Source organism: Lentzea sp. NPDC092896 (genome assembly GCF_044754905.1).
Lineage (GTDB): Bacteria > Actinomycetota > Actinomycetes > Mycobacteriales > Pseudonocardiaceae > Lentzea.
Genome location: NZ_JBIVPX010000001.1, coordinates 1,557,994 through 1,571,456 on the forward strand (window position 1 = coordinate 1,557,994; position 13,463 = coordinate 1,571,456).

Annotated in this window: 18 protein-coding genes; 8 read left to right on the forward strand and 10 right to left on the reverse strand. The window is 69.7% G+C overall.

The features are described 5' to 3' along the window. The first annotated feature begins 56 nt into the window (after positions 1-56). Complete coding sequence (locus tag ACIQF0_RS06890; RefSeq protein WP_401025390.1) at positions 57-722, forward strand: Clp protease N-terminal domain-containing protein; 666 nt, start codon at positions 57-59, stop codon at positions 720-722. On the opposite strand, the gene ACIQF0_RS06895 is transcribed toward ACIQF0_RS06890, so the two are convergent. Then, positions 676-1,641: a helix-turn-helix transcriptional regulator gene (locus ACIQF0_RS06895; protein ID WP_401025393.1), complete on the reverse strand. Its 966-nt coding sequence runs from the start codon at positions 1,639-1,641 to the stop codon at positions 676-678. The two genes, ACIQF0_RS06890 and ACIQF0_RS06895, sit on opposite strands and share 47 nt — an antisense overlap. Positions 1,642-1,749: 108 nt before the next feature. Between ACIQF0_RS06895 and ACIQF0_RS06900 the strand changes: the two genes are divergently transcribed. Together ACIQF0_RS06900 and ACIQF0_RS06905 are read left to right on the forward strand one after the other, a co-directional pair. Beyond that, a complete protein-coding gene (locus ACIQF0_RS06900; RefSeq protein ID WP_401025396.1) occupies positions 1,750-2,154 on the forward strand; it encodes a VOC family protein in 405 nt (134 codons plus the stop codon). 30 nt (positions 2,155-2,184) lie between these two features. Continuing rightward, positions 2,185-2,658: a hypothetical protein gene (locus ACIQF0_RS06905; RefSeq protein WP_401025399.1), complete on the forward strand. Its 474-nt coding sequence runs from the start codon at positions 2,185-2,187 to the stop codon at positions 2,656-2,658. On the opposite strand, the gene ACIQF0_RS06910 is transcribed toward ACIQF0_RS06905, so the two are convergent. Both ACIQF0_RS06910 and ACIQF0_RS06915 read right to left on the reverse strand, forming a co-directional pair. Next, a complete protein-coding gene (locus ACIQF0_RS06910) occupies positions 2,624-3,958 on the reverse strand; it encodes an FAD-dependent oxidoreductase (RefSeq protein ID WP_401025402.1) in 1,335 nt (444 codons plus the stop codon). The genes ACIQF0_RS06905 and ACIQF0_RS06910 overlap by 35 nt on opposite strands. A 60-nt stretch (positions 3,959-4,018) precedes the next feature. Beyond that, complete coding sequence (locus ACIQF0_RS06915; RefSeq protein ID WP_401025404.1) at positions 4,019-5,005, reverse strand: LuxR C-terminal-related transcriptional regulator; 987 nt, start codon at positions 5,003-5,005, stop codon at positions 4,019-4,021. Positions 5,006-5,093: 88 nt separating this feature from the next. On the opposite strand from ACIQF0_RS06915, the gene ACIQF0_RS06920 reads away from it, so the two are divergent. From ACIQF0_RS06920 to ACIQF0_RS06930, 3 genes are read left to right on the forward strand one after another with little or no spacing between them, the layout of a single operon-like run. Continuing rightward, positions 5,094-5,483 carry a cupin domain-containing protein gene (locus tag ACIQF0_RS06920; protein ID WP_401025407.1) on the forward strand — a complete coding sequence of 130 codons (390 nt, stop codon included), beginning with the start codon at positions 5,094-5,096 and terminating at the stop codon, positions 5,481-5,483. Continuing rightward, positions 5,480-5,869: a DUF1304 family protein gene (locus ACIQF0_RS06925; protein ID WP_401025410.1), complete on the forward strand. Its 390-nt coding sequence runs from the start codon at positions 5,480-5,482 to the stop codon at positions 5,867-5,869. Before ACIQF0_RS06920 ends, ACIQF0_RS06925 begins: the two co-directional genes overlap by 4 nt. 16 nt (positions 5,870-5,885) lie before the next feature. Next, a complete protein-coding gene (locus ACIQF0_RS06930) occupies positions 5,886-6,308 on the forward strand; it encodes a protein-tyrosine phosphatase family protein (RefSeq protein WP_401025413.1) in 423 nt (140 codons plus the stop codon). Between the two features lie 158 nt (positions 6,309-6,466). Here the strand turns inward: ACIQF0_RS06930 and ACIQF0_RS06935 are convergent, their stop codons facing one another. The 3 genes from ACIQF0_RS06935 to ACIQF0_RS06945 are packed head-to-tail and all read right to left on the reverse strand — an operon-like array spanning position 6,467 to position 8,087. After that, positions 6,467-7,135: an MOSC domain-containing protein gene (locus ACIQF0_RS06935; protein WP_401025416.1), complete on the reverse strand. Its 669-nt coding sequence runs from the start codon at positions 7,133-7,135 to the stop codon at positions 6,467-6,469. Between the two features lie 10 nt (positions 7,136-7,145). Next, positions 7,146-7,535: a MerR family transcriptional regulator gene (locus ACIQF0_RS06940; protein WP_360029410.1), complete on the reverse strand. Its 390-nt coding sequence runs from the start codon at positions 7,533-7,535 to the stop codon at positions 7,146-7,148. A 21-nt stretch (positions 7,536-7,556) separates the two neighbouring features. Further along, complete coding sequence (locus tag ACIQF0_RS06945) at positions 7,557-8,087, reverse strand: hypothetical protein (RefSeq protein WP_401025419.1); 531 nt, start codon at positions 8,085-8,087, stop codon at positions 7,557-7,559. A 68-nt stretch (positions 8,088-8,155) separates the two neighbouring features. On the opposite strand from ACIQF0_RS06945, the gene ACIQF0_RS06950 reads away from it, so the two are divergent. Beyond that, on the forward strand, positions 8,156-9,190 hold the full coding sequence (locus tag ACIQF0_RS06950; protein ID WP_401027738.1) for an aldo/keto reductase: 1,035 nt from the start codon (positions 8,156-8,158) through the stop codon (positions 9,188-9,190). Between the two features lies 1 nt (position 9,191). Here the strand turns inward: ACIQF0_RS06950 and ACIQF0_RS06955 are convergent, their stop codons facing one another. The 3 genes from ACIQF0_RS06955 to ACIQF0_RS06965 are packed head-to-tail and all read right to left on the reverse strand — an operon-like array spanning position 9,192 to position 12,354. Then, positions 9,192-10,313, reverse strand: a complete 1,122-nt coding sequence (locus tag ACIQF0_RS06955; RefSeq protein ID WP_401025422.1) for a hypothetical protein — start codon at positions 10,311-10,313, stop codon at positions 9,192-9,194. After that, complete coding sequence (locus ACIQF0_RS06960; RefSeq protein ID WP_401025425.1) at positions 10,310-11,824, reverse strand: alkaline phosphatase D family protein; 1,515 nt, start codon at positions 11,822-11,824, stop codon at positions 10,310-10,312. The genes ACIQF0_RS06955 and ACIQF0_RS06960 overlap by 4 nt, the downstream gene beginning before the upstream one ends. 11 nt (positions 11,825-11,835) lie before the next feature. Beyond that, the gene (locus tag ACIQF0_RS06965) at positions 11,836-12,354 is read right to left on the reverse strand and encodes an FAD-dependent oxidoreductase (RefSeq protein WP_401025428.1); all 519 of its coding nucleotides are present in this window, start codon (positions 12,352-12,354) and stop codon (positions 11,836-11,838) included. A gap of 59 nt (positions 12,355-12,413) precedes the next feature. Between ACIQF0_RS06965 and ACIQF0_RS06970 the strand changes: the two genes are divergently transcribed. Further along, positions 12,414-12,890 carry a GbsR/MarR family transcriptional regulator gene (locus ACIQF0_RS06970; protein WP_401025431.1) on the forward strand — a complete coding sequence of 159 codons (477 nt, stop codon included), beginning with the start codon at positions 12,414-12,416 and terminating at the stop codon, positions 12,888-12,890. Here ACIQF0_RS06970 and ACIQF0_RS06975 read toward each other — a convergent pair. Further along, positions 12,826-13,377, reverse strand: a complete 552-nt coding sequence (locus tag ACIQF0_RS06975) for a helix-turn-helix domain-containing protein (RefSeq protein WP_360029417.1) — start codon at positions 13,375-13,377, stop codon at positions 12,826-12,828. The two genes, ACIQF0_RS06970 and ACIQF0_RS06975, sit on opposite strands and share 65 nt — an antisense overlap. Positions 13,378-13,463 lie beyond the last annotated feature (86 nt).

The following is a 13,463-nucleotide window of genomic DNA, read 5'->3' on the forward strand; positions in this document are numbered from 1 at the left end:
GACGGTTGCCGCGCTCGTCGTTGACTGTAACCCCATCTGGGGGTAGATATGGGGTTATGCCGAAAATCAACGTGTACCTGCCCGACGAGCTCGCGGACTCCGTGAAGGACATGAACATTCCCGTCTCGGCGATCTGCCAGCGGGCGCTCGAAGGCTCGGTCAAGCGGATCGCCGCGATCCGGGCACTCGACATCAGAGACCTCCAGCGCGAGGCACCCCCGCAGTTCACCGAGCGCGCGTGGAAGGCCGTCCAGATCGCCGCCGAACTCGCCCAGGGCGCCAAGGTCGGCACCGCGCACCTCCTGGCCGGCATCGTCGGGGAGGGCGAGAACCTGGCGATGGACGTCCTCCGCGCGCTCGACGTCGAACCGAGAGGCCTGTCCTCCTCCACGCCCGCGGGCACCGGCGGGAAACCCGGGTTCGCCGACGACGGGGCGGCGGCGCTGGAGCTCGCGGTCGTCGAGTCCATCGCCCTGGGCCACAACTACGTGGGCTGCGAGCACCTGCTGCTCGGCATCGTCGCCGAACCGAGCGGCGCGGGCGGCGAGGAACTGCGCGAGCTGGGCATCGAGATCAAGGGTGCGCGCCGCGCGGTCCAGACGGCGCTCGCGGGCATCGTCCACCTCAAGAAGCAGCAGAAGGCCGCTCCGGACGCGGCGAAGATCCTCGAGATGATCATGGCCCGGCTGGCGCGGCTGGAGCAGCACGCCGGTATCGGCTGACGAGTTCCGCGCCGATGCGGGCCAGGTGCTCTTCGACCTCCGGCGACTCGACGGTGATCAGGCCGCCCCACCCGGCGACGTTGCGGGCGATGTCGAGCGGTCGCGGCGCCGTCAGTTCGACCAGCGTGAACTCGCCCTGGTCCTCGACGACCGTGCAGTGGCGTCCGTGCTGGTGCTGGAAGACATTCAGGAACCTCGTGGGCACGAGCACGGTCGCGGACGTTTCCGAACGCCGCTCCTCCATGGCCGTGACGACCTCGCCCCAGGCGCCCGCCAGCTCGAAGTCGGCGGGCCGCGAGGACGGGGTGTCGGTGGGGATCACACCCGTGACGCGGTCGAGCCGGAACGTGCGCCGGCCCTCGTCGGTACCGGCGATGAGGTGCCAGATGCCGTCCTTGTCCACGAGTCCCCACGGGTCGACGAGGCGTTCTTTCGGTGCCTCACCGCGTTTCTGGTAGCTCAGCCGCACCCGCACCTGCTTGACGACGGCCTGCTGCAGCGCGGTGACCAGGCCTGGCCTGTCCGAGGTGACCTCGCCCCATCCGGCGGTGTCGACGATGGTCGACTCGGCGGCCGCCTCCGCCTCGGCCCGGAACGTCTGCGGCAGCGCGCGGACCAGCTTCCGCAACGCCGACTTGATCTCCGGGGCGACGGACGTGGCCGGTCCGGCGACCAGGAACAACGCCTGGGCCTCCGCCGAGGTGAGGCCGCTCAGATCGGTGCGGGCGCCGCCGACCAACGACCAGCCCCCGCCTCTGCCCGGTTGGGGGTACACGGGTACCCCCGCCGCGGACAGGGCCTCGAGGTCGCGCCGGGCGGTGGCGTTCGAGACTTCGAGCTCCGCGGCCAGTTCGGCGGCGGTCACCCGGCCGCGAGCCTGCATCAGCAACAACGTGGCGACTAGACGGTCTGCGCGCATGTCTCCAGATTCCCGCTAAAAGTGCTCACTCGATGAGCACTTTACGGCGGAAGCTTGGAGCTACAAGACCGAAGCGAAGTTCCCCTGGAGGCAGTTGTGTTGCGAGGAATGTCGACCGTGTCCTACTACGCCGACGACCTGACCGAGGCCCGTGACTGGTACGCGCGGTTCCTCGGGGTCGACGCCTACTTCGAGCGGAGCACCCCGGACGGCGTGCTCGCGTACGTCGAGTTCCGGATCGGCGACTACCAGGCCGAACTCGGCCTCGTGAACCGCCGGTTCGAGGTGACGCCGTCCGACGGACCGGCGGGGCAGATCCTCTACTGGGCGGTCGACGACCTGGACGCGACGTTCGCGCGGCTGCAGGAGATCGGCGCCAAGGTCCACGACGAACCCCAGGTGCGCGGCCCGGGCTTCGTGACGGCGTCGGTGGTCGACCCGTTCGGCAACATCCTCGGGGTCATGACGAACACGCACTACCTGGCCATCGCGGAGCAGAACCGCCGCGACTGAAAGCCGTCCGCTGCCGCATATCCTGCTGAAATGACGACTCGCCTCGCCATCACAGGACATCGCGGACTCTCCGCCGAGCTGGAGGCGCGGATCGACGAGATGATCCGCGCCTCGGTGGCGGAGCACGGCGACGTGGCCGGGGTGTCGTGCCTGGCGGACGGTGCGGACGCGGTGTTCGCGCAGGCCGTGCTGGACGTGGGCGGCGCGCTCGTCGCGGTGCTGCCGGCCTCGAGGTACCGCGAGACGTTGCCCGAGGACTACCGGGCCGTCTACGACGGGCTGCTCGCGCGGGCGGCCGAGGTCGTGCAACTGGAGTACGTCACGCCGGACCCGCACGCCTACATGGAGGCGGGCAAGCGGATGGTCGACGAATCCGACTCGCTGCTCGCGGTGTGGGACGGGCTCCCAGGACGTGGACCCGGCGGGACGGCCGACGTGGTGGCCTACGCGCGGTCGCGGGGCGTGCCGGTCACGGTTCTGTGGCCCGAGGGCGCCGTCCGCTGAACGCTTTTCCGAGCAGCACCCGGAAGAGCACGGCCGGCCGGAACAGCGTGGCCGGGTGGTCGACCAGGTGCGAGACGCGGATGAACGCGCGGTAGACCTGCCGGTTGCCGGGAGCGGCCTCGAACGCGCGGTCGGTGTACCAGCGCAGCAACCGGGTGCTCAGCGCGAGTTTCCTGGCGCTCCAGCCAAGGTCGGCGGTCGTCGCGGACCTCCACGGGGTCCTGGCGGTTCTCGCGACCGCGCGCTGGAAGACGAGCGGTTCCTTGGCGAGGTCGTGTTCCTGCAGCAGTGCGCGCAGATCCAGGCAGTACAGGGCGGCGAGCGTCAGGCCGTGGCCGTGCACGGGGTTGAGCGAGACCACGGAGTCGCCGAGCGCGAGCAGGCCGCGTGGCCAGTCCGGGACCTGGTGGAAGCGGTTCCACCGGCTGCGCAGGTTGCCCGCCTGGTAGATCTTCGACGCCGGGGTGGCCGTCTTGATGATCTCGGCGATGTCCTGGCAGTGCAGGGTCGCGGCGTAGTCGAGGAAGCCGTCGTCGTCGGTGGGTGCGGCGTCGCCGTCCGCGCCGAACAGCGTCAGGAACCACTGGTTTCCGTCCACTGTGGACACCGAACCGCCGCGTCGCGCGGTGGGGGCGTGGGTGACCTCGAACGCGGTCTTCCAGTCGAGTTTCAGGTCGCGGTTCACCTCGTAGAGACGCGAGGTGAAGCTGAGGTGGCCGTTGACGATCAGCGGTGCGGGACAGTGCACGCCGAGTTCCGCGAGCCACGACACGAGCTTGCCGTCGCGGCCGGAGGTGTCGACCACGAGATCGGCGTAGTCGGTGAACGGCCTGTCGTCGTGCTGCCCGTGCACCCCGGTGACCGTGCCCCGGTCGTGCAGCAGGCCGTCGATCGTCACACCGTCCACAAGGGACACGTTGGGCAGGCTCAGCACCCGGCGGCGGATGGTCCGCTCGAGCATCACCCGCGTCGTCGAGAGCACGCTCAGGCCCAGGTAGCCGCGCGGTGCCCAGCCGGACGGGGTGCGGATCAGGAAGTCGCTGCCGAGGTCCGCGCGGACCGCGCCCGCGTCCTCCAGTTCCGTGCCGAGTCTCGGGAAGAGCGCTTCGAGCGCGTCCGCCCCGCGCGCCAGCAGCGCGTGGGGGTGGGAGGCCTGCGGGGTGCCCGCGCGGTAGCCCGTGTCGGGGGTGAGCCTGTCCCGTTCGACCAGCACGACGTCGCCGTACGACTCGGACAACACCCTCGCCGCCAGCAGTCCCGCGAAGCCGGCGCCGATGACGAGGGCGCGGTCGGAGTACATGGCGGTCATGCTGGCAGAACGACCTGCCGGGCGGATCCGCCGAGAGTCCTGTGTTCGGTCTCAGGACAGCATCGCCACCAGCTCCGCGCGGCTGCGCACGCCGAACTTGGCGAACAGCGACTTGAGGTGGTCCTGCACGGTGTAGGGCGAGATCGCCAGCCGTGCCGCGATCGCCGACGTCGGCTGCCCGGCGAGCACCTCGTGGCAGACGTCCTCTTCGCGGCTGGTCACGCCGTGCGCCTTTATCAGCAGCCCCAGCAGGTCCGCGCCGGACGCCCGGCTGATCGTCACCGCCGCCGAGAACTCGTCGTCGCTCACGAGCTCGCTGGCTTCGAGCAGGATCCAGCCACCGCGGGCGTCGCGGACCCTCGCCTTGAACGCCCCGGACCGCGCTCCCGCCGCCGCGGCCCGCAACATCACCGCGAACCGGCCCGGCGCGACGTCCTCCAGTTCGTCCCGCCACTGGGCGGTGGAGGCGGTCGAGGCCCGGATCGTGCCGTCCCCGGTGACCACGACGATGGCGGGCGCACCGGTCCGGCGGGCCGAGGTGCGTGCCGCGACGCGGGTGGCGGCGCCGAGAGCCGGTGCCACCGAGGCCATGAACTCCAGCTCGCGCTCGCTGAACTCGGTGGTGCGCACCATTCCCGCCCCGCCCCAGCAGGTGTCGTCGGCCCGGAACAACGACCGCAGCTCGTGACTGAGACCGAGCGGCCGCCAGACCTCGTTGAGCCTCGTGGACCGCTTGTCCTCCAGCCTCGCCACCGTGTCGCCGCGCTGTGCCAGCGACGCGAACGTGTGCGGTTCGCCGGGCGTGTACTCGCAGGTCGCGAGCACCGGCTCGTACTGCTGCGGGATGCGGTTGACGCCGCTGGTCATGGTGCTGAACACGCCGGAGTCCGGGTCCATCGACGCCCAGCAGGCGAGCTCGCACGGGACCACCCGGTCCACCAGGGCGATGGCCGCCGCGTGCAGTTGTGCGACGTCGAGCCCCGCGCCCGCCAGTGCTGTGACGTCGCGTCGCACGCCCAGCGCCCGACCCTCCCACATGGTTCGCAGTATGCGCCCGCTCCGGACCGTCGGGGATCCCAGTTTTCCGGGATACGACGACTCGATCCCGGCGCGGAGGGTGCGGTGCATGCTGACCACCGCAGGCGAGGGCGAGGTACTCACCGTGCCCGACGCGACCATCACCATCCGGATATCGGCGAAGCACACCGGCGGCACCTACGAGTTGTTCGAGGTGGACGCACCGCGTGGGGAAGCCGCGCCGCCGCACCGCACGCCGTGGCCTAAGGCGTACTACGTGCTGCACGGACGCATGGCCGTGTTCCTCGACGGTGAGCTCCACGACCTCTCACCGGGCGATGCCATCACCATTCCACCCAACGCGTCGCACACGTTCACGGTGCACACGCCGTCAGTGCAGTTCCTCGCGTTCGCCGTCGGGGACGTGATGGGCGCGTTCTTCCTCGACCTGTCCTCGAACGGCATAGAGGCTTTGGCCCGGCACGGGGTGACGCGGTGAGCGTCGTCGCCCAGGTCGCCGCGGCGGTCGCGGCCCTGATCCACCTGGTGGTGTGGGTCTGCGAGGCGTTCCTGATCGGGCGCGTGCACCGGTCGATGTTCGGGCAGCCCGCGCAGGACGTGCCGGCGATCCGGCTGTGGGCGTTCGGGGTCGGGTTCTACAACCTGTTCCTGGCGTGCGGGGTGATCGCGGGGCTGATCGCGGTGCACGGCGGGCAGGAACTGGTCGGCCGCACACTGGTCTTCTACGTGTCGTGGTTCATGGTCGGCGGCAGCGTGGTGCTGGCCGTCGCCGACCAGCTGGCGATGAGCCGTCCGCGCAACCAGGCGTGGGGAGGCGTTGCGGCAGAAGGGATTCCGCCGCTGGTAGTACTGTTGTTCGCCTAGCATTCGCTTGGTACTCATGGGGGAACGTTTCGTGAAGACGATTGAGCTACCCGACGGCGCCGTGATCAGAGGGCGTGGCCTGCGCGACGGGAAGATCGTGGAGCCGCACCCGCGGTACGGGGTGTACCTGCAGCCGAAGCCGGTCGACGTGCCGTGGCCGCACGACTGGATCGACTGGCCGGACTTCCGCCTCCCGCGTGACCACGACGCCGCGATCAGGCTGATCCGCACGCTGCACGCGCGGGCGCTGTCCGGCGAACTGGTCGAGGTGGCGTGCAGCGGCGGTATCGGCCGGACCGGCACGGTGATCTCGTGCCTGGCCGTGCTGGCGGGCGTTCCGGCCGCCGAGGCCGTGGCGTGGACGCGCGCGAACTACCACAAGCGCGCCGTCGAGACGCCGTGGCAGAAGCGCTGGGTCAGGAACTTCCCGCCCAACTAGTGGCGTGACCCGAAACGTTGGCGGTGAATTCACGCTCAGCAGGACACCTCGCGGCACCGCCCCCGCGCCCCTGGACATCCAGTACTAGGGCGCGGGGGCGGCACCACGATGCGTCCGTCTGACCGCGAATTCGCACGGCAACGTTTCGGGCCACACCACTAGGAGTCGAGCTCGACCACCGACCGCTTGTGCACCAGCTCGACGACCTCCGGCGGCACCGAGTCGCCGGCCGCGAGCAGCCGGGGCAGCAACGCGGCCTCCGTGGTGACGGCGCGGAAGAACAGCTCGACCGTCACGTCGTGGCCGGGCCGGTGCACGACGGTGATCTCGTCGCCCGGCCCGATCAGCCCCTCCTCCAGCACGCGGAAGTAGGCCCCTGGCCGGGCGACCTGGGTGAACCGCCTGACCCAGCCGCGCTGGCCGAGGAACTCGGCGAACGTGCGGCACGGGATGCGCGGCCCGGTGACCTCCAGCAACGCCGTGCCGATCCGCCAGTGCTCGCCGACCAGCGCGCTCGTGTGGTCGATGCCCTGCGTGGTCAGGTTCTCGCCGAACTGGCCGGGGTGGAACTCGGCGCCCACCTCCGACTGCCACCAGTCGAGGTCCTCGCGGGCGTAGCCGTACACGGCCTGGTACTCGCCGCCGTGCGCGGACCAGTCGGCGATCGAGTCACCCGCGACGCCGCTGCCCGCCGAGCCCTTGGCGCCGGGCGGACTGATCCGCAGCGGTCCGTCCACCGGGCGCTTGTCGATGCCGGTGGCACCGACGCGGGCGTAGTCGGCCGGGGCCGTCTTCTGGGCGACGTTCAGCGAGAGCACGACAGGCATGGGGCCGAGACTATTGGCCGACCGCCCTGGCAGCGATCGAATTGACGTAGTCCTGGTAGATGCCCACCTTGTGCGTGATCAGGTCCATGCACTCCTGCAGCTGCACCATCTGCTGGGCCACGCGTTGCTGGTGCTCCTTCAGGATGTCCAGGCGCTGCAACTCGTTGCCGTCGCCCTGGCGGACCAGGTCGGTGTAGCGGCGGATCTCCGGCACGGGCATCCCCGACATGCGCAGCATGATGCACATCTTCAGCCAGTCGATGTCCTGCTGCGTGTACACCCGGCGGCCGCCCGGTCCTCTGTGGACCTGGTGCGCGAGGATGCCTTCCTTCTCGTAGAACCGCAGCGCGTGCACGCTCAGTCCGGTGCGTTCCGCCACCTGTCCGATGCTCAGCCCCATGCTCCGAGCATAGGTCCCGGACTACCCGGCCGAGCGCACCTCGACCTGCTCGCGCAGCTGCTGGTAGCGCTCGCGCAGATCGCTGGACTCCTCCCACTCCGCGAGGCTCTCCGGCGTGGGCGTCTTGGAGCCCGGCTCGTACGCCATCTGGACCTCGGTCCCGTGCCAGGCGCGGGTGGCGCCCGCGACGTCGGCCGCGGTGCCCTTGTCGAGGTAGTCGAGAAGTGCGAGCTGGACGCGACGCCGGCCGAACGCCGTGATCGCGGGCTTGACGAGCTCCCGGCTGAATCCGGAGTCCGGTTCGAGGACGGCGGCCTGCATCAATGGTTCGAACCACTCCTCGGGAGCTTCCTCGGTCGCCGCCACCGCCTTGCCGACGGCACGCCGGGCCCGATGGCGCCACGAGGGCTTGACGTCGGGCTGGTCCGCGGCCGGAATCTCGGCCCCCACCAGCGGCAACAGGTCTCGCAGCACGGCTTCGCAGGCGGTCGAACTGGGGGTCGTGCGACCGGGCAGGGGCTTGAACGCCTGTCGATCGCTCTCGGATGTCATGATCCCGAGAGTAACAACGTGCTTCTTGACCTAGAGACGGCTCTAGTTCGTAGGTTCTCGCCATGAACATGCGCTATCGCGTTCTCGGGGGAACCGGCATCGAGGTCAGCCACCACTGCCTCGGCGCCATGATGTTCGGATCCGTGGCCAACAACGACCACGAAGAGGGCGTGCGGATCATCCACCGCGCCCTCGACGCGGGCATCAACTTCGTCGACACCGCCGACATGTACTCGGCGGGAGAGTCCGAGCAGATCGTCGGAAAGGCCTTGAAGGACCGGCGCGACGACGTCGTGCTGGCCACGAAGGTGCACTTCCCGCTGGGGGAGGGCCGCAACAACAGCGGCAACTCGCGTCGCCACATCCTGAACGCCGTCGAGGACAGCCTCCGGCGGCTGGACACCGACTGGATCGACCTGTACCAGGTGCACCGGCCGGACTACCGCACCGACATCGACGAGACGCTGGCGGTGCTGACCGACCTGGTCCGGGACGGGAAGATCCGGGCGTTCGGGTGCTCCACGTACCCGGCGGAGGAGATCGTCGAAGCGCACCACGTGTCGATGAACCGGGGCCACCTGCGGTTCAGGACCGAGCAGCCGCCGTACTCGCTGCTGGCGCGCGGGGTCGAGCGGTCGGTGCTGCCGACGGCACAGCGGCTCGGCATGGGTGTGCTGGTGTGGAGCCCGCTGGCCAGCGGTTTCCTGTCGGGCAAGCACCGCAGGGGCGCGTCGGCCGAGGCGTTCCGGGCGACGCTGAGCCCTGAGCGGTTCGACGAGTCGCTGCCGGGCAACGCGGCGAAGTTCGAGGCGGTGGAGCAGTTCGCGAAGCTCGCCGACGAGATGGGGGTGTCGCTGCCCGCGCTGGCGGTCGCGTTCGTGACGACCCATCCCGGCGTGACCTCGGCGATCACCGGGCCGCGCACGATGGAGCAGCTGGAGTCGTTGCTGGAGGGCGCCTCGCTGGTGCTCACCGACGACGTGCTGGACCGGATCGACGAGATCGTGCCCCCCGGTGTCGACACCTACGACGTGCACGGGTTCTGGAAGCCCGCGGCGCTGCTGGAGGTCCACCAGCGCCGCAGGCCGCTCGATCAGCGCTGACTCACCACTGCTGGGTGGTCAGGCCGGTGCCCAGGTAGATCTGGTCGAACCCGTTGCCGTCGTTGTCGTCGGTGTAGACGACGGTGACGCGGCCCCACGGGTCGACGCCCACGGCGGGTTCGTCCTGCCTGCCGGTGGCGTTCGAGACCGTGAGCTGCCGTTCGGGACGGCCCGTGGTGGTGCCGTCGGGGTTGTAGAGGACGGTGTGGACGTCCTGCGCCTCCGTCGTGGTCACCGCGACGCCGAGCTGGTCGTCGATGCCGATCTGCGGGTCGGTGCCGGTGGTCGACGCGACGGCACCACGGGAGGTGCCGGCCGCCGTGAACGACTGGGTGCGGACTCCGGACTGCTCCCAGGCGATGGCGAAGTCACCGTTGAAGTTCGCCGCCACGGCGGGGCGTTTCCCCTGCCCCGTCGTGGTCTGCGCCTGCTTCACGCCACCGGACGCGGTGACGATCTTGCGGGCGACGTTCGCGTCGGCCTCCCAGGCGATGATCGCGTTGCCGGCGGCGCTCATCGCGACCTGGGGCTTGGCGTGCGTGCCGCCGGCGTTGTTGACCTGGGCCTCGTAGGTCTTGGAGCTGATGGACGCGAACACGCTCACCCGCACGGTGGGCGCGGCCGTGCCCTGCTGGTCCTCCCACGTGACCGCGAAGCCACCGGAGTCCGGATCCGCCGCCACGCTGGGGAAGTACTGCTGGCCGTCGGCGCTCGCGTTGGCGGTGCCGGAACCCGACACGGTCCCGGACGCGCTGATCGAGCGGACGGCGATGTTGTAGTAGCCGTTGCCGTCCGGGTCCTCCGACCACACGACGACCGCGCTGCCGTCCTCGTGCAGCGAGACGTCCGGCTGCCAGTGCCGCCAGTCGCCGGTGCCGCCGGTGGAGAGCTTCTTCTCGTAGACCGCCGCTCCCTCCTTGAAGAGGCGGATCCAGACGTCCGAGTGGATCGGGTCCGTGGGGGTCGTGGTGTCCCTGTCGTCCTCCCACACGACGGCCGTGTAGCCGTTGCGGGTGGCTGAGACGGACGCGTTGTCCTGGTCTCCGGTCGAGTCGCTGTTGACCGTGGACCACGTCATCGGGGCGGGTGCCAGCAGGAGGCTCGCGATCAGCAGTGTCTTCACGGTGCCTGCAATCCGGGGTTGGCGGCCTCGACGACGTAGCTGCCGACGGTCTTGACGGGGTAGTCGCGCACGGTGACCTTGTCGACGGCCCGGTAGTCGACCCGCATCTCCGTCGAGGTGGTCTGCGTCTTCACGTAGCCGCGCAGGTTCTTGAAGTACTTCACGTGCGGGTTCAGCGTCGGGTTGAGGCTGTTGTCGGCCGCGTTGCCGTCACCGCCGGACGTGATCGACGTCGTGACGAGCTCGGTGCCGATGATCCGGTTCTGGGTTCCGTAGTTCTGCATGAGGTTCGCGCCCCAGCTGCGGTGCACGTCGCCGGTGAGCACGACCGTGCCCTTGTTCCCGTTGGCGTCCCACGCGTTCTGGATGCGCGTGCGGTTGGCCGTGTAGCCGTCCCACGCGTCCATGCTCTTGGAACCGTCCGCCGCGGCGAGCCGTTGCGCGAAGAACACCTGCTGGCCCAGGAAGTCCCAGGTGCCGAGCTTCTGCCTGAGGCCGTCGATCAGCCACGTCTCCTGCGAGGTGCCGGTGAGGGTGCGGGCGGGATCGTCGGCGGCGGGGCAGACCTTCGTGCCGTCGCCGCACGCCTGGTCGTTGCGGTACTGGCGGGTGTCGAGCATGTGGAACGTGGCGAGGCTGCCCCAGCGGACCCTGCGGTGCAGCAACATGTTCTCCGCCGTCGGTGCTTGGGCGGATCGCAGCGGCATGTGCTCGTAGTAGGCCTTGTACGCGGCCGCGCGACGGGCCGTGAAGTCACCGGCGGGGCTGCTGTCGTTGCGGACGAGGTCGGCGTAGTTGTTCTCCACCTCGTGGTCGTCCCAGACGACCAGCCACGGTGCGGTGGCGTGCGCGGCCTGCAGGTCCGGGTCGGCCTTGTACTGGGCGTGGCGGACCCGGTAGTTCGCGAGCGTGCTGATCTCGGTGGCGGGGGCGAACTTGCGGATCTTCGTGGTGGTGGCGGCGCCCTCGTAGATGTAGTCGCCGAGGTGCAGGATCAGGTCCGGGTGTTCCTCGGCCATCCGGCGGTAGCCCGTGAAGTAGCCCTCCTCGTAGTGCGCGCACGAGGCGAAGAGCATGGTCAGTGCGGGCGAGGTGCCGACGGCCGGCGCCGTGAGCGCGCGGCCGACGGGGGAGATGTGACCGCTGGTGCGGAAGCGGTACCAGTACTCACGTCCCGGCTCCAGGCCGGTGAGGGTGACGTGCACGGCGTGAGCGCTTGCCTGGGTGGTGGTGAACGTGCCGGTGCGGACGATGGCGGTGAAGCGTTCGTCGGTGGCGACCTGCCATTCGACGGCGGTGTTGGTGTTCGGCATGCCGCCGAGACCGTCGGCGTTCAGCGGGCTGGGGGCGAGGCGGGTCCAGATCACGAACCCGTCGGCCGCCGGTTCGCCGGACGCGACTCCGAGGGTGAAGGGATAGCCGATGGCGTTGGCCAGTGCGGGAAGGAGAACCCCGGCGCTCGCTCCCGCGAGGCCGCCCACGATGAAGGTACGTCTCCGTAACGTGGTCATGACCCGCAGGCTTACCGAACGCGGGTAAAGGTCCGCCTAACGGCGTGCGGCTTCAGAGTGGTTTCCCACCAAGCAAAAGCGGCGATGTCGTCGTTGTGGATGTCGAACGCGTCGGCGAGCAGTTCGGCGGCGCTGAGCGGGAGGCCGGTGTCGCGGACGGCGCGGTAGAGCAGGGCCACGTGGTCGCGGGACCATCGTTCGAGGCACAGGCCGGGTAATCGCTCCGCCTCGCAGCACGGCTGGGCGCACACGACGATGTCGAACCACTCGTCGTCGTGGTCGTTGAACGCGACCGTGACGCCGAACCGGTCGGGGTGCAGCGCGGTGACCTTGCTGTGGCGGGTCTCGTAGCGCAGCGGGTGGGGCAGCGCGGCGAGCCGTTTCGCCGCCAGGCGGTCCGGGCCGGTGAGCACGACCGGGTCGTGGTGGGTGCCGTGGTCGAGCACGACCACGTCCCACGTGCTGCGGGCGAGCCTGAGTGCGGTGGCGAGACCGGAGATCCCGGCCCCGACGACGAGTGCTGTGGCCATGACCAGCCCCTTCCCCTAGGATTGAGGCTAGCGAACGTTCAGAAATTTCTGAAGACAGGATGACTGTGACGGGCGAGACAGAGCGCAGGGAGGCCGCCGAGCAGTTGGCGCTCACGCTGGTCGGCGCCGGGATGCAGCGGATGGGCGCGCGGGCGATCGCCGCGTTCCTGTTCACCGAGAAGGAGTCGCTGACCGCGGGCGATCTCGCCGAGGAACTGGGCGTGAGCGCGGGATCGGTGTCCGGCGCGATCAAGATGGTCGCGCAGATGGGCCTGATCGAGCGGATCTACGTCGCGGGCAGCCGGCGCGAGCACTTCCGGATGCTGGACAACGCCTGGACGACGCTCTACTCGCGCCAGCACTCCGTGGTCGACGACGTGCTTCGCGCCGTGGACAAGGGCGTCGAGGCGGTCGGGCCCGGCCTCGCGCACGACCGGCTCGAGTACATGCGGGACTTCTACGCGTTCCTGATCAACGAGGCGCCGGTGCTGGTGGAGCGGTTCGAGCGGCAGCGTCGTGGAGAACCCCGTTCATGATCAGGTCCAGCATCCGCTTCGCCTGAGCCGGGTCGCCGTTCTGCGCGACGCCGATCAGCAGCGCCATCAGGTCCATCGGCTCGGTGTGCGCGCCGAGGGGTGCGAGCAGGCTCGACACGGCCTCGGTCATCTTCGCGCGGCTGTGCTCGAACGGGTTGAGGCCCAGCGCGATCACGGCCTGCAGCGCGTCCTTGAGGTCGCGTTTCGTCGCGGCGTAGGCGATGAAGCGGTCCATCCACTCCCGTAGCGCGGCTTCGGGTTCGTGGGTTTTCAGCAGCTCGGGCGCGGCGTCGCAGAGCTTCTCCAGCTCGGTGCGGTAGACCGCCTCGATCAGCGCCTCGCGGGTGGGGAAGTGGCGGTACAGCGTGCCGATCCCGACGCCCGCCTTCTTGGCGATGGCGCCGAGCGTCGCGTCCTTCTCGTGGGTGAACGCGTCGAGCGCCACCTCGATCAGCAGCCCCCGGTTCCGGACCGCGTCTGCACGCACTTCATCACTCCTATGGGGTACGTCACTTGCTAAACGGAGGCCCCTCCGCTTACGGTGGAACCCGAACCGGAGGAACCTCCGTTTCA